At 67.3% G+C, this 16300-nt stretch carries 16 protein-coding genes, 1 tRNA gene and 1 pseudogene; 5 read left to right on the top strand and 13 right to left on the bottom strand.

The window, feature by feature from the left end; genetic code table 11:
* Window positions 1-119: 119 nt before the first annotated feature.
* The 6 genes from rplA to ABE454_RS15995 form a co-directional block, all read right to left on the bottom strand.
* Window positions 120-809, bottom strand: coding sequence for a 50S ribosomal protein L1 (gene rplA, locus ABE454_RS16020; RefSeq protein WP_346533086.1), 690 nt, complete (start codon window positions 807-809; stop codon window positions 120-122).
* 3 nt (window positions 810-812) lie between these two features.
* On the bottom strand, window positions 813-1244 hold the full coding sequence (gene rplK / locus ABE454_RS16015; protein WP_024355292.1) for a 50S ribosomal protein L11: 432 nt from the start codon (window positions 1242-1244) through the stop codon (window positions 813-815).
* A 470-nt stretch (window positions 1245-1714) separates the two neighbouring features.
* Entirely contained in the window at window positions 1715-2290 is a 576-nt protein-coding gene (gene nusG / locus ABE454_RS16010; RefSeq protein WP_346533085.1) for a transcription termination/antitermination protein NusG, read from the bottom strand.
* 13 nt (window positions 2291-2303) lie between these two features.
* Window positions 2304-2603, bottom strand: coding sequence for a preprotein translocase subunit SecE (gene secE, locus ABE454_RS16005; RefSeq protein ID WP_346533084.1), 300 nt, complete (start codon window positions 2601-2603; stop codon window positions 2304-2306).
* Between the two features lie 70 nt (window positions 2604-2673).
* Window positions 2674-2749, bottom strand: a tRNA-Trp gene (locus ABE454_RS16000).
* Window positions 2750-2887: 138 nt separating this feature from the next.
* Window positions 2888-3418, bottom strand: coding sequence for a pyridoxamine 5'-phosphate oxidase family protein (locus tag ABE454_RS15995; RefSeq protein ID WP_346533083.1), 531 nt, complete (start codon window positions 3416-3418; stop codon window positions 2888-2890).
* 102 nt (window positions 3419-3520) lie between these two features.
* Here ABE454_RS15995 and ABE454_RS15990 point away from each other — a divergent pair, with 102 nt between their 5' ends.
* Window positions 3521-3946: a hypothetical protein gene (locus ABE454_RS15990; protein WP_346533082.1), complete on the top strand. Its 426-nt coding sequence runs from the start codon at window positions 3521-3523 to the stop codon at window positions 3944-3946.
* A gap of 59 nt (window positions 3947-4005) precedes the next feature.
* On the top strand, window positions 4006-4746 hold the full coding sequence (locus ABE454_RS15985; protein ID WP_346533081.1) for a Crp/Fnr family transcriptional regulator: 741 nt from the start codon (window positions 4006-4008) through the stop codon (window positions 4744-4746).
* A gap of 65 nt (window positions 4747-4811) precedes the next feature.
* Here the strand turns inward: ABE454_RS15985 and ABE454_RS15980 are convergent, their stop codons facing one another.
* From ABE454_RS15980 to ABE454_RS15965, 4 genes are all read right to left on the bottom strand, one after another.
* On the bottom strand, window positions 4812-5465 hold the full coding sequence (locus ABE454_RS15980) for an OmpW/AlkL family protein (protein ID WP_346533080.1): 654 nt from the start codon (window positions 5463-5465) through the stop codon (window positions 4812-4814).
* Between the two features lie 192 nt (window positions 5466-5657).
* Window positions 5658-5777, bottom strand: coding sequence for a cytochrome bd-I oxidase subunit CydX (gene cydX / locus ABE454_RS15975; RefSeq protein WP_003168504.1), 120 nt, complete (start codon window positions 5775-5777; stop codon window positions 5658-5660).
* Between the two features lie 22 nt (window positions 5778-5799).
* Window positions 5800-6948 carry a cytochrome d ubiquinol oxidase subunit II gene (gene cydB, locus ABE454_RS15970; protein WP_346533079.1) on the bottom strand — a complete coding sequence of 383 codons (1149 nt, stop codon included), beginning with the start codon at window positions 6946-6948 and terminating at the stop codon, window positions 5800-5802.
* Between the two features lie 25 nt (window positions 6949-6973).
* Complete coding sequence (locus tag ABE454_RS15965) at window positions 6974-8539, bottom strand: cytochrome ubiquinol oxidase subunit I (protein ID WP_346533087.1); 1566 nt, start codon at window positions 8537-8539, stop codon at window positions 6974-6976.
* 240 nt (window positions 8540-8779) lie between these two features.
* On the opposite strand from ABE454_RS15965, the gene cydD reads away from it, so the two are divergent.
* The 3 genes from cydD to ABE454_RS15950 all read left to right on the top strand — a co-directional run bounded on the left by cydD (window position 8780) and on the right by ABE454_RS15950 (window position 12665).
* On the top strand, window positions 8780-10438 hold the full coding sequence (gene cydD, locus ABE454_RS15960; protein WP_346533078.1) for a thiol reductant ABC exporter subunit CydD: 1659 nt from the start codon (window positions 8780-8782) through the stop codon (window positions 10436-10438).
* A gap of 38 nt (window positions 10439-10476) precedes the next feature.
* The gene (locus ABE454_RS15955; protein ID WP_346533077.1) at window positions 10477-12099 is read left to right on the top strand and encodes an amino acid ABC transporter ATP-binding/permease protein; all 1623 of its coding nucleotides are present in this window, start codon (window positions 10477-10479) and stop codon (window positions 12097-12099) included.
* 191 nt (window positions 12100-12290) lie between these two features.
* Window positions 12291-12665 carry a hypothetical protein gene (locus tag ABE454_RS15950; protein ID WP_346533076.1) on the top strand — a complete coding sequence of 125 codons (375 nt, stop codon included), beginning with the start codon at window positions 12291-12293 and terminating at the stop codon, window positions 12663-12665.
* Window positions 12666-12730: 65 nt separating this feature from the next.
* On the opposite strand, the gene ABE454_RS15945 is transcribed toward ABE454_RS15950, so the two are convergent.
* The 3 genes and pseudogenes from ABE454_RS15945 to tuf all read right to left on the bottom strand — a co-directional run.
* Window positions 12731-14044: a hemolysin family protein gene (locus tag ABE454_RS15945; RefSeq protein WP_346533075.1), complete on the bottom strand. Its 1314-nt coding sequence runs from the start codon at window positions 14042-14044 to the stop codon at window positions 12731-12733.
* Window positions 14045-14168: 124 nt separating this feature from the next.
* Window positions 14169-15803, bottom strand: coding sequence for a PAS domain-containing hybrid sensor histidine kinase/response regulator (locus tag ABE454_RS15940; RefSeq protein WP_346533074.1), 1635 nt, complete (start codon window positions 15801-15803; stop codon window positions 14169-14171).
* Between the two features lie 364 nt (window positions 15804-16167).
* Window positions 16168-16300: pseudogene (gene tuf / locus ABE454_RS15935) on the bottom strand (elongation factor Tu); the annotation flags it as partial.

The raw sequence follows: 16300 nt of genomic DNA, 5'->3' as shown, positions 1-16300 counted from the left end.
CTTCCACCCCCATCCCCGGCCATTCCCCCATCGAGGGGGAAGGGAGAAGCTTTTCAAAAGAAAACGGCCCCGGAAGATCGCTCTTCCGGGGCCGTCGTCATTCTAGCCGTGAAGCCGGATCAGGCGTCCAGCGAAGCCGGATCGACCTTGAAGCCCGGGCCCATCGTCGAGGACAGGGCGATGCGCTTCACATAGGTGCCCTTGGCGCCCGACGGCTTGGCGCGGACGAGGGCGTCCACGATGGCCTTGACGTTGGCTTCCAGGGCGTCCTGCGTGAAGGAGGCCTTGCCGATGCCGGCGTGGACGATGCCCGCCTTCTCGACGCGGAACTCGACGGCGCCGCCCTTGGCGTCCTTGACGGCCTGGGCGACGTTCGGGGTCACGGTGCCGACCTTCGGGTTCGGCATCAGGCCGCGCGGGCCCAGCACCTTACCCAGACGGCCGACCAGGGCCATCATGTCCGGCGACGCGATCACGCGGTCGAACTCCATGAAGCCGCCGGCGATCTTCTCGTACAGGTCTTCAGCGCCGACGTGTTCGGCGCCGGCGGCCTTGGCTTCATCAGCCTTGGCGTCCTTGGCGAAGACGGCGACGCGGACGTCACGGCCGGTGCCCGAGGGCAGGTTCACCACGCCGCGGACCTGTTGGTCGGCGTGACGCGGGTCGACGCCCAGGTTGATGGCGATTTCGATCGACTCGTCGAACTTGGCCTTGGCGTTGTCCTTGACCAGCTTGATGGCTTCGTTGAAGGCCAGCAGGTCTTCGGTGACGCCCGTGCGGGCCTTATGGGCTTTGGTCAGCTTAGCCATGTCTTAGCCCTCCACCACTTGAATGCCGATGGCGCGGGCCGAGCCCTCGATGATGCGCGACGCGGCGTCCAGGTCGTTCGCGTTCAGGTCCTTCATCTTCTTCTCGGCGATTTCGCGCAGTTGCGTCTGCGTGATCTTGCCGGCGAACTCGCGGCCGACGAGCTTGGAGCCCGACTTGATGCCAGCGGCCTGCTTCAGATACCAGGTCGCCGGCGGCGTCTTGGTGATGAAGGTGAACGACTTGTCCTGATAGACGGTGATGACGGTCGGAAGCGGGGTGCCCTTGGCTTCCTTCTCGGTCCGCGCGTTGAACTCCTTGCAGAAGCCCATGATGTTCACGCCGCGCTGACCCAGAGCCGGGCCGATCGGGGGCGAAGGCGTGGCCGAGGCGGCCGGCACTTGCAGCTTGATATAGCCGAGAATCTTCTTGGCCATTGGTCTCTCCTGTGAATGACCCGATGACGATGCGTCGGGCCGGTGAGCCGTGGTCCGGCATGGCTGCCTTCCACGGATTTGACGCCGGGCGACTCGAGAGCCGTCCAGCGAAGGCGCGCGTTTAGCAGGCGCGGGGGTGGAAGGCAAATGGGGAGCAGCCCCCTCTCCCGATGGGAGAGGGCTTGAGCCTCCAAGAGCCGAAGGCGATTGGCTAGGGCGACCCGAAGGGCGGCGCGTAGCAGCCAAAGGGTGAGGGTTCGCAGGTGAAGTCGGCCGAAGGCCGCGGCTGATGGTTGGCGCGACGGCTTACGCCGACGGACAGGACAAGCCCCTCACCCTTTCGCGCAAGAACGATCGCTTCGCTCTCGTGCGCTCAAGCCCTCTCCCGCCGGGAGAGGGAAATACCCGTCCAAACGCAAAACGGCGGCCCGGAGGCCGCCGCTGCATTCCTGTCGAAAACGTCAGGCCGATCAGGCGCTGACCTTCTCCACCTGATTGTATTCCAGCTCGACCGGGGTCGGGCGACCGAAGATGGAGACAGCCACGCGCAGGCGGGCGTTCTCTTCGTCGACGCTCTCGACCTGACCGTCGAAGCTGGCGAACGGGCCGTCGATGACCTTGACGTTCTCGCCGATGTCGAAGCGGATGGTGGGCTTCGGACGCTCGACGCCCTCTTCCACCTGACCGATGATGTTCTGGACTTCCCGTTCCGAGACCGGCAGCGGCCGGGTGCCGCCCGCGGCGCCCAGGAAGCCCGTGACCTTCGGCGTGTTCTTGACCAGGTGATAGGCCTCGTCGGTCATCTCCATCTTCACCAGCACATAGCCGGGGAAGAATTTGCGCTCGGCGTTGATCTTCTTGCCGCGGCGGATCTCGATGACGTCCTCAGTCGGAACCAGGATTTCAGAGAAGGCGTCTTCCAGGCCCTGTTGCCTGGCCTGATCGCGCAGTTGCTCGGCGACCTTCTTTTCGAAGTTCGAATAGGCGTGGACGATATACCACTTGTGGCGGTGACTGGCCGCCGGCTTGGGCGCTGCATCGGTCATGTGCGCGTCTCCTTTATTGGCCAAGGCTGAGGATGATGCGGGACGCGAAGCCAAGGCCCGTATCGACGATCCAGAAGAAGGCCGAAGCGATCAGCACCATGATGAAGACCATCACCGAAGTGATCCAGGTCTCCTTGCGGCTGGGCCAGGTGATCTTGCGGGCCTCAGCGCGGACTTCGCTGATGAACTGGGGGATGGACGTCTTTTTCTTGGGCGCGGGCGCGTCGACGGCCACGGTGGCTGCGCCTTGCGCGGCTGCTGCGGTCTTGGTCCCCGCGGTACGGCGGCCGCCCGGGGTCTTCGCCTTGGCCATTTGACGTCTCTTCAACCTCTGGATCCTGTTGCCCCACATGGGAAGTCCCAGGCGATAACAACAGGGGGAATGGCAGGAGTGGAGGGACTCGAACCCCCGGCCCTCGGTTTTGGAGACCGATGCTCTACCAGCTGAGCTACACTCCTAGTGTCCCGGACAAAGATCAGCGCGCCGTGGATATCAACCCAGCGGCGCGACCCTCGCCAGAGGGGGGCGTATGCCCGAGCGCCACGGTCATTTCAAGGGCCATCTGCGCCGCAGACGCATGAAGTCGCGGATTTTCCTCAGAACAACCGCGCCACGGCGCTAGGCTCATAGCTCAGGCCTTTCACCGCATCATCGGCGTCGCCGATCGAGAAGGCCTGCGCCCGGCTGCGGCCGTCGATGACCGCCACGGCCTTGACGGTTTCGGGCGTGACCCGGACCACCGTCGTCTGGTCCCCGCCGGGTGCAAAGGGGCTGTTGTCGGCCGAGCGGGCCTGAATCAGGCCGTTCAGCTGCGCGACTTCGGCCGGATCGGTCACAGGCTCGGCCCGGCCGTCGATGGAGACGCCGATCGCCTCGCCCTCCTGCCCCACCCCGCGCACGGCGACGCCGACGCGCGGATCGGCGATCAGATTCTTCAGCTTCTCGCTGTCGCGGCTAGTGACAAAATAGAGGTTCAGCCCGTCGTTCACATAACCGAGCGTCGCCGCCTGCGGCCGTCCGTCGGCCCGATTCACGGCCAGGGTCATCAGCGTCTGGCTGTCCAGCAGCTTCAGGATGGCGGCCACTGCGCCGCCGTGGATCGGGGTGATGCGCGGGGACGGGCTCATGGCGATTCTCCGAGGGATGGAACGGCAGGGTCGACCGCCAGCTTCGGCCCAGCCTTGACGCAGATCAAGGCGCATGGACCCCGGCCCCCTTTCTATGCGGTCATGACAGAGTCCCGTTTCGCGTCCGATGCGCCAAGGCTGGAGGTGGCCCCCCTCAGCGAGGCGGAGGCCCCGGCCGCCTTCGCCCTGGCGCGGCTGTGGCGCCCCTATCTGGAGCAGGCCCAGTGGGAGGCCTTTCTGTCCGCCTGGCGCGCCGCGCCCGACAGTCGCGGCATCCTCAGCGCGCGCAACCAGCGCGGCGGCGTGCTGGGCTTCGTCAGCTGGTGGCGCCAGCCTGATCTGGAATATGGCGAGACCCTGTGGGCCGGTCCCTTCGTGGTGCGCGAAATGGGCGTGCGGCCTTTGGTGCGGCAAAGTCTGGCGGTCGAACTGACCGCTCTGGCGGGCCAGCTGGGCGCGCGGCTACGCTATGCCGAAGAGGCGCCCGCGCCCGGCTGCGTCGTCGAAAGCACGGCTAGGACAGGCTGACCTATTCGGAATCGGCCTGTGATCGCCTAGAGTGTCGCGCTATCCAGGAGACGACGTTCGTGAACACCGCAGCGGCCCCGGCCCCCATCAACGAGGTGCGTCTGGAGGACGTCCATCCGTGCGCCAGCTGTGGCGCCCGCCCGCTGGGCGTGTGCGCGGACCTGAAAGGCCACGAACTGCAGAGCATGGCCTGCGCCAGCGAAAGCGTCGCCGCCCAGCCGGGTCAGGCCCTGTTTCATGAAGGCGATCCGAATCCTTACGTCTTCAACGTCGTGGACGGGGCGGTGAAGCTGTATCGCCTGCTGCCCGACGGACGGCGCCAGATCACCGGCTTCCTGTTTCAGGGCGACTTTCTGGGTCTGGGCGGGCGCGGGCCGTCCAGCTTTACGGCCGAGGCGCTGACGCCGCTGAACGCCTGCCGGTTCCGGCGCGGCGACTTCGATCAACTGCTGAACGCCCTGCCCGCGCTGGAGCACCGTCTGGTCGCCCTGGCCGGGGATGAGCTGATGGCGGCGCAGGAGCAGATCGTGCTGCTGGGCCGCAAGACGGCGCGCGAGCGGCTGGCCAGCTTCCTGACCCGCCTGTCCGAGCGTCAGGTGCAGCTGGGCGGCGCGGTGGGTCACGTCCACCTGCCGATGACGCGGCTGGACATCGCCGACTATCTGGGTCTGACGATCGAGACGGTCAGTCGGGTCTTCACCCAGTTCAAGACGTCCGGCCTGATCCAGCTTCTGCCGGGCAATGATGTCGCCCTGCCCGATCCGGCCGCGCTGAAGGCCCTGGGCGAAGGCGCCGCCTGATTCATTCCGGCCAATAGGGATAAGGGGGCGCGGCCTGACGTTCCGCGCCCCTTCCCGCATCGGCTCTAGAACTTGCGGCCGACGCCAACCGACACGACCCAGGGGTCTAGGCTGACGCTGCTCTTCAGCGCGCCGCCGTTGATCTTGGCGTCGGTGTCGAACCACACCTTCTTGGCGTCCAGATTCAGCGTCCACGGGCCGGAGATGTTCCAGTCCGCCCCAGCCTGCAGGGCCACGCCGAAGCCATTGTCCAGATCGACCTCGAAGCCGTTTTTGTCCTTGCCGCTGAAGAAGGCCATGTAGCTGACGCCCGCTCCGACATAGGGGCTGACCGTCGCGTTCGGCGTCGGGCGGTATTGCAGCGTCACCACCGGCGGCAGAACCCATGTCTCATGCACGGCCACATCGGTCGCGCCGCCCTTGGCGCGGACCTCGTGCTGGGTCGCGCCCAGGATGGCCTCGACGGCCCAGTGGTCGGCGACGAAATAGGTGAAGCCCAGCGTCGGCATCCAGTCGTCGCCCACATCGACCTTCAGGCCGCTGTCGGCCCCGGCGGCGGTGACGATGGCGTCGTCGGCCTGCGGCAGGACGCCGGTCATGCGGGCGGTGACGATCAGCGAGCCCTTGCCCACCGGTTCAGGCGCGGCGTTCTGGGCCGAGGCGGCGCCCGCGACGGCCAGCAGGCTGACGGAGGCGATAAGAGCGGCGGCGGTTTTCATCGGTTCAATCCCCGACATTCGCCGGGTCGGGAGAGGGCCCGGCTTCGATGTCCCCATCACCCTGCGCCTGCCCTGCCCGTGTCGCCTTGATCCATCGCAAGCCGCCGATATTTCGCGCGTCAGGAACCAGAAAAAATCCCCTCCGGCCTGCGCCGAAGGGGATCTTTCAGTCTGTTCGTCAGATGACGGGGATCAGGGTTCCGACTGACCTTCGTCGCCTTCATCGAACAGGCGGAACTCGTGCCACAGGCCGTTCAGCACGCCGAACGCCACCGCCAGGCCGAGGCCCAGGATCCAGGCGAAATACCACATGGGATGATCTCCTTTCGCGGGATCAGTAGAGGTCGGGGTTGGTCTTCAGCGCTTCGGTCGTCGAACGGCCCCACAGCACCTTATAGACCCACGAGGTGTAGAGCAGGACGAAGGGCAGGAAGACCGCAACCACGACCAGCATGATGAACAGGGTCGTATGGCTGGACGACGCGTTCCATACCGTCAGGCTGGACTGGGCGTCGATCGAGCTGGGCAGGATGAAGGGGAACATCGACAGGCCGACCGTCGAGATGATCCCGACCGCCGAGACCGACGAACCGCCGAAGGCCATGGCCGCCGACTTGCGCCACATCCCCAGCAGACCGACCGCGGCGCCGGCGAAACCCAGCACCGGAGCGATGATCATCCACGGATAGCGGCCGTAGTTGTCCAGCCAGGCGCCCGGCGCCGCCGCAACCGCCGTGCGCAGCGGGTTGGAAGCGCCCGCCGTGTCGACCACGCCGGTGATGCGGAAGCCCATATCGCCGAAGGCAACCATGGCGCCGCCGACAGCGAACAGCACCAGACTGGCTGCACCGGCGATGGTGCCGATGGCGCGGGCGCGTTTCAGCACCGGACCTTCTTCGCCCTTGATCGCCAGCCAGGCAGCGCCGTGCAGCACCAGCATGGACACCGACAGCAGGCCGCACAGCAGGGTGAAGGGGGTGAACAGGCCCAGCAGGCCGCCTTCATAGAAGCTGCGCAGGTCGCTGGTCAGGCGGAAGGGCGCGCCCAGCAGGACGTTGCCGACCGCCACGCCGAACACCAGGGCCGGGAAGAAGCTGCCGATGAACAGGCCCCAGTCCCACATGGAGCGCCAGCGCGCCTCGGGCCGCTTCGAGCGGTATTTGAACGACACGGGCCGCAATATCAGCGCGGCCAGCACCAGGAACATCGCCAGGTAGAAGCCCGAGAAGCTGACGGCGTAGACCTGCGGCCAGGCGGCGAAGATCGCCGCCCCGCCCACGATGAACCAGACCTGGTTGCCTTCCCAGGTCGCGCCGATGGTGTTGATGACCATGCGGCGCTCTTCGTCCGTCTTGGCGACGAAGGGCAGCAGCGAGCCGACGCCCATGTCGAACCCGTCGGTCAGGGCGAAGCCGATCAGCAGCACGCCCAGCAGTCCCCACCAGATCAGGCGGAGGGTGGTGTAGTCGAGGGGAAGTTCCATCTCTCTTTTTCCTTCAACGACCGGGTCAGGCGACCGCGGGCTCGCCTTCCGTGCGGGCGTCTTCTTCGCGGGCTTCCTGTTCGGCGAACGGCCCCTTCTTGACCGCGCGCAGGATCAGGCCGACCTCGACCACCGCCAGCGCTCCATACAGCAGGGTGAAGCAGATGATGGTGGTCCACAGGTGCGCCACTGTCAGGCTGGACGCGCCCAGGAAGGTCGGTAGAACGCCTTCCACGGCCCAGGGCTGACGCCCCACTTCGGCCAGCAGCCAGCCGGACTCGATGGCGATCCACGGCAGCGGGATGGCCAGAACGGCCAGGCGCAGGAACCACTTCGTCTCATGCTTGCGCAGGGTGCACAGCACGAAGGCCGTGCCGAACAGGCCGATCATCAGGAAGCCGATGCCCGCCATGAAGCGGAAGACCCAGAACATCAGCGGCACGTTCGGCACCGTGGACCATGCGGCCTGCTTGATCTGATCCGGCGTCGCGGCGCGCGGATCCTCGACATAGCGCTTCAGCAGCAGGCCATAGCCCAGGTCGTTGCGGACCGTCTCGAACTGACCGCGCGCGGCCATGTCGGTGGGATCGGCCTTGACCTTCTCCAGCGCATCATAGGCGACGACGCCGCGTTCGATGCGGTCCTCGGCGACAGCGACCAGTTCAAGGATGCCCTCGACCGGCTTGTCGATGCTGCGCGTCGAGATCAGGCCCAGAACATAGGGCACCTTGACCTCGAAGTGGGTGTGACGGTCCTCAAGGTTCGGCAGGCCGAACAGGGTCAGACCGGCCGGCGCCTCTTCGGTGCGCCACATGGCCTCAAGCGCGGCCAGCTTCATCTTCTGGTTGTCGGTCAGGGCATAGCCCGACTCATCGCCCAGAACGACCACCGACAGCGACGACAGCAGGCCGAAGGCCGCAGCGACCGTCATCGACCGCTTGGCGAAGCCCTTGTGCTTGCCCTTCAGCAGGTAGAAGGCCGAAATGCCCAGCACCACCACGGCGGCGCAGACATAACCGGCCGACACGGTGTGAACGAACTTGGCCTGGGCCACCGGGTTGAAGATCACCGCCATGAAGTCGGTGATTTCCATACGCATGGTGTCCGGGTTGAAGGCCGCACCGACCGGGTTCTGCATCCAGCCGTTGGCGACCAGAATCCACAGGGCCGACAGGTTGGTGCCCAGGGCGACCATGAAGGTGACGAACAGGTGGGCGTGCGGCTTCAGCTTGTCCCAGCCGAAGAACATCAGGCCGACGAAGGTCGCCTCAAGGAAGAAGGCCATCAGGCCCTCGATCGCCAGCGGCGCCCCGAAGATGTCCCCGACGTAGTGGGAGTAATAACTCCAGTTCATGCCGAACTGGAATTCCATCGTCAGGCCGGTGGCGACGCCCAGCACGAAGTTGATGCCGAAAATCACGCCCCAGAAACGGGTGATCGTCCGCCAGATCGGCCGACGGGTCATCACATAGATGCTCTCCATGATGACCAGCATGAAGGAGAGGCCCAGCGTGAGGGGCACGAACAGAAAGTGATATAACGCCGTCAGTGCGAACTGCAGGCGTGAAAGGTCTACGACCGCCAGGTCGATCATCGTTCAGGCTCCTGACCGCCAGCCCCCATCGACCGGCGTTCTACCATAACCTAGGACAAAGCCGTTTGGCTCGCCTTGATCCTGATCAAAGCTGGTCACAGCCCCTTGAACCACAGGGCGTTTCGCCCAAAGACCTTTCGCCACATAGGCTTTTTGCCTCATGATTTATTGTCGGCGTTCATGTGGGATGAGGCCGCCTCCGGCCGATATTCCCGAAATGGCGCAACAGGAGACGCGATGACGGCCCAGCCGGTCGAACCTCAACAGGCGAATCGCCGCCGAATCGCAGAGACGGCGACGGCGGCGGCCTGGCTGAAATCCGCCCTGTCGCCGTGGCGTCGGCTGATGCGTCTGGGCGGCGCGCTGGTCATCGCCGACACGGCGCCCGCCATCGGATTCGCCGCCGGTCTGGCCCTGGCCGTGGGCGCCCTGCCGCGCGGCCTGTCCGAAGCCGTTCCGGGTCTGGTGCTGGCGGTCGTCGCCCTGATCGTCCGCGCCTCCCTTGGACAAGGCGCCGTTCTGGTCAACACCCGGGCCGCCCGCGCCGCCAAACACGGCCTGCGCCGCAGGGTGCTCGAGGCTTCCCTGTCCGGCGGCCACGACGCGCGCCCGTCCGACGCCGCCGCCATGACAGCCGCCGCAGAGGGGGTCGAGGCGCTGGACGGCCATGTCGCCCGCTTCACCCCCGCCCGCACGGCGGCGGCGATCTCGCCCCTGATCCTGATCGCGGCGGCGGGCGTGGTCAGCCCCTTCACGGCAGGGATCCTGATCTTCACCCTGCTGCCCTTCGTGCTGGGCATGGCGCTGACCGGCATGGCGGCGGGCGCCGAGAGCCGCCGTCAGTTTCTGGCGCTGGAGCGTCTGTCGGGCCTGTTCCTGGACCGGGTGCGCGCCCTGCCCGCCATCCTGTCCTTTCAGGCCGAGGCGCAGCAGACCCGCGTCATCGCCCGCGCCTCGGACGATCTGGCCCGCCGCACCGGCAAGGTGCTGAAGGTCGCCTTCCTGTCCTCGGCGGTGCTGGAGTTCTTCTCGGCGCTGGCCGTGGCCCTGGTCGCCGTCTACTGCGGGTTCAACCTGTTGAAGCTGCTGCCCTTCCCCGCCCCGGACGAGTTGAGTCTGGCGCAGGCCTTCTTCGTCCTGGCCCTGGCGCCCGAGGTCTATCAGCCGATGCGCCGCCTCGCCGCCGCCTATCATGACCGTCAGGCCGCCGAATCGGCCGTCCCCGGCCTCAGCTGCCCCGATGGCCAGACCGACGCCGCGACGTTCATTCGCCCGGCCACGCCCGCCTCTGCGCCCGCCGTGCGCTTTCGCGACGTGGCCGTCGCCTATGACGGCGCGCCGGTTCTCAGCGGCTTCAACCTGACGGTCGCGCCCGGCTCCATCGTCGCCCTGACCGGCCTCAGCGGCGCCGGCAAGACCAGCCTGCTGAACCTGTTTCTGGGCCTGTCCCCCCTGTCCGGCGGCGAGGTCGAGGTCGGCGACGTGCGCCTGTCGGGCGCGCCCGACCTGACCGCATGGATCGCATGGGCCGGTCAGGCGCCGGTCGTGATCCGCGGCACGCTGGCCGAAAACATCGCCCTCGCCCGGCGCGACGCCGCCTCCGAAGAGATCGCACAGGCCGCGCGCAAGGCGGGCCTGGACGGCGCGCTGGATCGCCTGATCGACGAGCGCGGCGGCGGCCTGTCGGGCGGCGAGCGGCGGCGGCTGGGTCTGGCCCGCGCCTTTCTGAAACCCGCGCCCCTGCTGCTGCTGGACGAACCGACCGCCAATCTGGACGCGGCGGCCGAGGCCGCCCTGTTGCCGCTCATCCGCGAGGCGGCGCGCGGGCGCACGACCCTGATCGCGACCCATTCCGACGCCGTGGCCGCCCTGGCCGATGTGGTGGTGCGCCTGTGAAAACTCAGTCCTCTTCCGGGGTCGTCCGCCTCAAGGCCATGATCCGCGCGCAAGAGCGCGCTCAGTTCCCCCGCCTGCTGGCTGCATCCGTGACCGGGGCGCTGGTCTCGGCCGGGGCCGTGGCCCTGCTGGGCGTGTCCGGCTGGTTCATCACAGCCGCCGCGCTGGCGGGCGCGGCCGGGCCTGCCGTGGCCCATGTGTTCAACTATCTGGTGCCCAGCGCGGTCATACGCTTTCTGGCCATCGTGCGTACGGCCTCGCGCTACGGCGAGCGCGTCACCGGGCATGAGGCGGCGCTGAAGGCGCTGGCCGCTCTGCGCCCGCAACTGTTCGAGGGTCTGGCGCGCGGCCCCGCGTCACGCGCCCTGTCGCTGGCGGGGGGCGAGGCCTCGGCCCGGCTGGTGCAGGACGTCGACGCCGTTCAGGATCGCTTCGTGCGCCTGTCCGCCCCGTGGAGCGCGGGCGCTGGCCTGCTGACCGGCATGGTGATGGCCTCGCTGGCCGGATGGCGCGCGGCCGTGGCGGTGGCGATGGCCGCAGGGGTCAGCGTCGCGCTGGGCGTCGTCATGGGCCGCCGTCTGGCCGAGCCCGCAGGCCGCCGCCTGCAGGAGGCGATGGGCGACTTCAAGACCGAGTTCGCGGCCATGGCCGCCGCCGCGCCTGAGCTTCAGGCCTATGGCATGAAGGACTGGGCCGTGGACCGTCTGGCCCGTCAGGGCGGCGAGGTCGAGGGCGCCGCAGAGGCGCTGGCCCGCGCCGGAGGCTGGCTGATGGCGGGCCAGACCCTGTCCATGGCGCTGGGCGTCACGGGCGCAGCGCTGGCCGCCGGTTCCGCCTCTCCCGCCCTGACGGCGCTGGCCATGCTGGCCGCCGTCGCCACGGTGGAAAGCGCGGGCAATCTGCTGAACGCCCTGCGCCAGAACGGCGCCGTCGCCGTCGCTGTTCAGCGTCTGGGCGAGCTTCTGGACGGCGAAGCGCCCGCGGGGGCGACCGCCCCCGCCGCACCCGCGCTGCACCTGACGGCGCCGGATCTGCGCCTTGCTCCGCCTCAACGACTGGCCGTCATCGGCCGCTCGGGTGCGGGCAAAACCACCCTGATCGAGCGGATGATGCACCTGCGCCCGCCCCTGCCGGGCGAGGTCGCCTTCGCTGGCGTCGACGGCGCCGCCCTGAGCGCGGACGCCGTGCGACCCCTGTTCGCCTATGCCCCGCAACAGGCGGTGCTGATGGCCGGAACGGTGCGCGAGAACCTGCGTCTGGCCGCCCCCGCGGCCGATGAAGAGCAGCTGTGGGCCGTGCTGGAAGACGCAGGGCTGGAGCCGCGCATACGCATCGCGCCCGGCGGACTGGACGCGCCATTGGGCGAAAACGGCGCGCGTCTGTCGGGCGGCGAGCGACGGCGTCTGGGGCTGGCGCGGGCCTATCTGCGCCCTGCGCCCTGGCTGGTGCTGGACGAACCGACCGAGGGGCTGGACGCCGCGACCGAGGCGCGGGTGCTGGAACGGCTGGCCGCGCGCCTGAGCCGCACCGGCCAGGGGCTGATCCTGATCAGCCACCGCCCCGCCCCGCTGGCCCTGTGCGACCGGTCCCTGCGCATCAGCGGCATGACGGCGGACGGCCGCGTCGAAGCTGTCGCCGCACCGGCGGGCGTCGCGGCCTAAAGCCCGGCGATCTTTGATCTCCATCAAGGCGCGCCTGTGGGCGATGGGCTGTTCTGGCGGAACAGGAGATTACCCATGCCCACCGAAATCCTTCCCGCCGTCGCCGCGATCGCCGCCTTCTTCCTGATCTTCATGGCCGCGCTGGGCTTCGGCGTCGTCGCCACCAACATGGCCGACCGCGAGGAACGCTGATGACGGCCCTGCATCACATCCGGCTGGAACTGGCGCGCGAGGCCGACGCGCCCCACGGCGATCCGCGCGACGGTTATGATCTGGTCATGACGCTGGACGGCGAGGCGCGTCTGAACGCCCCGGCCGTTCTGGCCGCGCCCGAGCGCACGCGCGTCCGCCGCTTCCGCGACGGCGAAACCCTGGCGGTCGGCCAGCTGGGTCAGGATACGGAAGGCCGCTGGCTGCTCGACTTCCCCGGAGAGGATTCCGACGCCGTCGGCTATCGTCTGGCCGACGAACAGTTCGTGGTCGGAGAATACGTCTCACTGGCCGAACCGAACGGCCCCATGCGTCCCTATCGGGTCGCCCTGGTCCAGCCTCTGGGCCGCCCCTGAAAGCAAGGAAGCCGGCCCCGCTCGGGACCGGCTTCTCAAGTCGTGGCCAGCGGCGCCGTCTGATATCAGGCGGCGTCGTTTTCCTGTCCGTGGATCACCGGGCGGAACAGCAGCTTGTCGATGCGGCGGTCGTCCATGTCGATGACCTCAACCTCAAAGCGGCCCAGTTGCAGGATGTCGCCCTCGTTCGGCACGCGCGACAGATGGTGCAGCACCAGCCCCGCCACCGTGTGGAAGCCCTCGTGTTCGCCGAAGTCTTCGCCGAGGATTTCACCCAGTTCGTCCAGATCAACCTGCCCGTCGACCGCCCAGGTGCCGTCGGTGCGCTTGCGCACGGCGGTTTCCGTCTCGTCGTGGCTTTCGTTGAAGTCGCCGGCGATCATTTCCAGCAGGTCGGTCGCCGTGACCACGCCTTCAAAGGCGCCATATTCATCGACGACGAAGGCCATATGAACCTTGGAGCCCTTCAGGATCTCCAGCGCCTTCAGCACCGAGGTCGACTGGGGGATGAAGGCCGGTTCGGCCACCAGCTTCTCGACGTTGAACTCGCCATTGTCGAGCAGGCTGTCCAGCAGGTCCTTCTTGTGGACCACGCCCAGCGGATTATCGATATCGTTGTCGCGCGCCACCACGATGCGCGAATAGGGGCAGGTGCGGATTTCCTCGCGCAGCGTCTCTTCGGAATCGTCCAGCGCGATCCAGTAGACCTCGTGGCGCGGCGTCATGGCCACGCGCACGGCGCGGTCGCCCAGACGCAGGATCTCTTCGATCATCTCCTGCTCTTCCGGCTCGATCAGGCCCGCAGAGGTGCCTTCGGCCAGAATGCTCTCGACCTCTTCCTGAGTGACGTCCGAACCGTCGCGGTCCTTGACGCCCAGCAGCTTGAGGATGCCCGAGGTCGACGCCGTCAGCAGCAGAACGAACGGCTTCATCACCAGGGCCAGGGTCGAGATCGGCCCCGCCATCTTGGAGGCGATCGCTTCGGGGAAGATCAGCGCCAGACGCTTGGGCACCAACTCGCCCACGATCAGCGAGACATAGGTGATCACCACCACCACCAGCGCCGTGGCGATGATCTGCGAATAGGCCGCCATGGCGGGGAAGTGCGCCATCAGCATCTCGTCCAGCTCGCCGGCGATGGCCGCCTGACCATAGGCGCCCGCCAGAATGCCGATCAGGGTGATGCCCACCTGAACCGCAGACAGGAACTGCGTGGGTTCTTCAGCCAGCTTGAGGGCGGCGCGGGCGCCGCGATCGCCTCTTTCGGCGCGGCTCTGGAGTTTGGATTTCCGGGAAGACACGACCGCAAGTTCGGTCATGGCGAAAAGGCCGTTCAGCACCACAAGCAGCAGCACAACGACGATAGCGATGGTCAACATCGAAAAGGGAAAAGCCCTGACGCGGCGCGACTAACGGCGTCCGCACCGTCCATAGTAAAGATGAACCTTGGTCTGCGCCAGCTTTCTTGTCGCGATGGGCTGAACGATTCGTCGCGGAGGGCGCTCACGCCGCCGACAGAACCCCCTCGCCCGGCCACTCATGGGCGGCGGCGGCGCCCTGCTCCATGCCCTGCAGCAGGATGTCCAGCGTCACCGGCTTGGCCACCAGATGATCGGCGCCCGCCTGCACCGCCTTCAGGTGATGGTTCTCGGTCGTATTGGCCGTCAGCATGACGATGGGCGTGCGCCCGACCTTGCGCCGGGCCTCGTCGGCGCGGATGCGCCGCATGGCGTCCAGCCCGTCCATGACCGGCATCTGCATGTCCATCAGCACCATGTCGAAACGATCCTGCTCAAACTGCAGCACGCCTTCCAGCCCGTTGTCGGCGGTGACGATCTCAAAGCCCAGCGGCTCCAGCAGGCAGCGCACCACCATCTGATTGGCCGGATTGTCCTCGACCGCCAGGACGCGCAGGCGCGCGCCCTGCTCCGTCGCGGCGGACGCTTCCGACGCCTGCGCATCCTCATCCTGCGCAGAAGGCAGACGCTGGATCGGCAGAACGACGCGGAACAGACTGCCCGTGCCCGGCGCCGACTCGGCGGTGATCTCGCCGCCCATCAACTCCGCCAGCGACTTGCAGATCGACAGCCCCAGACCCGTGCCGCCGAACTGGCGTGAGATGGCGTCGTCCGCCTGAACGAACGGCCGGAACAGGCGCTGGGCCGCCGCAGCGTCGAAGCCGATTCCGGTGTCCTCGACCTCGATCACCAGACGGTCGCCCACCTCGCCAGAGCGCATGTCCCCAGATCGCACATCCCCTGCGCGCACGTCCCCGGAGCGCACGTCGACCCGGACCATGACCCGCCCCTGGGTCGTGAACTTCACTGCATTGGACACCAGATTGGAGACGATCTGGGTGATGCGCACGCCGTCGCCGATCACCTGCCCCCGCGCCGACGGCGTGAAGGCGACATCCAGCGTCAGATTCTTGTCCTCGGCCGCCGCACGGCGCATCTCGACCACGGCCTCGATATCCGCCTTCAGGTCGAACGCAGCAGACGACAGGCTGAATTGCCCCGCCTGCATCTTCGACAGGTCCAGCATGTCGTCCAGCACCCGCCGCAGGGAATCGCCGGCGCCGGTGATCAGGTTCAGCATTTCCGCCTGACGCGGCGTCAGCGTTGTATGGGCCAGCGCCGAGGCCAGCCCCAGCACGGCGTTCAGCGGGGTGCGGACCTCATGGCTGATATTGGCGAAGAAGCGGTCGCGCACCTCGGCCGCGCGCTTGGCCTCGGCCTGCGCCTGCTCCAGCGCCTTCAGGGCGCGGACGTGGTCCGACACCTCAAAGCGGATGGCCGTGTAGGTCTCGGGCCGCCCGTCCGGCCCCGGATTGGGCACGATGGTTGTGTCCACCCAATAGGCTTCGCCCGCCTTGGTGCGGTTCTGGATGGTGCCGCGCCAGACCTCGCCGCGCGCGATGGTGCGGTACAGGTTGCGGAAATAGTCGCGGTCGTGAACGCCCGAGTTCACCACCCGGTGAGTCTGGCCGATCAGTTCCGCACGCGAATAACCGCTGACCGCCTCGAACTTGTCGTTGCAGTACAGGATGCGCCCGGCGCGGTCGGTGATCGCCACGATGGCAGCCTCGTCCAGAGCAGCGGAAAGCCCTGCCCGGCGGGGCCAATCGACATCAGACATAGGTGGTCCTTTCAGGCGCACCTCATGCCCGCGTCATGGCTGCCAAATGCTTAATCGTAACAGCCGACCAAGGTCGAAGGTTACGTTTTGATCCAGCGCAATGGCCAGGCTTTCTCCGACGCCGCCCCTGCCCGCCATATGCAAAACGGCCCCCGGATCGCTCCGGGGGCCGCTCTGTTACGCTTTACTCTTAGCCTAACGCCCTTGCGGGCTGCTTGAGGCCGGTACGCTTACGCTTACTCATACTAACGAACCGGCGAGGACCAAGGCCCTCGCCCATTCTGACGTCGATTACTCGACGATCTGGGCCACGGCGGGAGCGAGCTCCCGCCTAGCTTTAACCTCGCGTGGCGAGGATCGTCGATTACTCGACGATCTTGGCCACGACGCCGGCGCCGACGGTGCGGCCGCCTTCACGGATGGCGAAGCGCAGCTTCTCTTCCATCGCGATCGGCGTGATCAGCTCGACGTCCAGCTCGGCGTTGTCGCCCGGCATG

It is taken from the genome of Brevundimonas diminuta (genome assembly GCF_039673845.1).
Classification (GTDB): domain Bacteria; phylum Pseudomonadota; class Alphaproteobacteria; order Caulobacterales; family Caulobacteraceae; genus Brevundimonas; species Brevundimonas diminuta_E.
This window is presented reverse-complemented; position numbering and strand designations above follow the sequence as displayed.

What these genes read in the sequence shown, in the direction of transcription:
- nusG (WP_346533085.1), bottom strand. Translation starts at nt 2,290, where the DNA reads ATGACCGATGCAGCGCCCAAGCCGGCGGCCAGTCACCGCCACAAGTGG.
- ABE454_RS15940 (WP_346533074.1), bottom strand. Translation starts at nt 15,803, where the DNA reads ATGTCTGATGTCGATTGGCCCCGCCGGGCAGGGCTTTCCGCTGCTCTG.
- ABE454_RS15945 (WP_346533075.1), bottom strand. Translation starts at nt 14,044, where the DNA reads ATGTTGACCATCGCTATCGTCGTTGTGCTGCTGCTTGTGGTGCTGAAC.
- secE (WP_346533084.1), bottom strand. Translation starts at nt 2,603, where the DNA reads ATGGCCAAGGCGAAGACCCCGGGCGGCCGCCGTACCGCGGGGACCAAG.
- cydD (WP_346533078.1), top strand. Translation starts at nt 8,780, where the DNA reads ATGACGGCCCAGCCGGTCGAACCTCAACAGGCGAATCGCCGCCGAATC.
- ABE454_RS15950 (WP_346533076.1), top strand. Translation starts at nt 12,291, where the DNA reads ATGACGGCCCTGCATCACATCCGGCTGGAACTGGCGCGCGAGGCCGAC.
- ABE454_RS15995 (WP_346533083.1), bottom strand. Translation starts at nt 3,418, where the DNA reads ATGAGCCCGTCCCCGCGCATCACCCCGATCCACGGCGGCGCAGTGGCC.
- cydB (WP_346533079.1), bottom strand. Translation starts at nt 6,948, where the DNA reads ATGGAACTTCCCCTCGACTACACCACCCTCCGCCTGATCTGGTGGGGA.
- ABE454_RS15980 (WP_346533080.1), bottom strand. Translation starts at nt 5,465, where the DNA reads ATGAAAACCGCCGCCGCTCTTATCGCCTCCGTCAGCCTGCTGGCCGTC.
- cydX (WP_003168504.1), bottom strand. Translation starts at nt 5,777, where the DNA reads ATGTGGTATTTCGCCTGGATCCTGGGCCTCGGCCTGGCGGTGGCGTTC.
- rplA (WP_346533086.1), bottom strand. Translation starts at nt 809, where the DNA reads ATGGCTAAGCTGACCAAAGCCCATAAGGCCCGCACGGGCGTCACCGAA.
- ABE454_RS15990 (WP_346533082.1), top strand. Translation starts at nt 3,521, where the DNA reads ATGACAGAGTCCCGTTTCGCGTCCGATGCGCCAAGGCTGGAGGTGGCC.
- rplK (WP_024355292.1), bottom strand. Translation starts at nt 1,244, where the DNA reads ATGGCCAAGAAGATTCTCGGCTATATCAAGCTGCAAGTGCCGGCCGCC.
- ABE454_RS15955 (WP_346533077.1), top strand. Translation starts at nt 10,477, where the DNA reads ATGATCCGCGCGCAAGAGCGCGCTCAGTTCCCCCGCCTGCTGGCTGCA.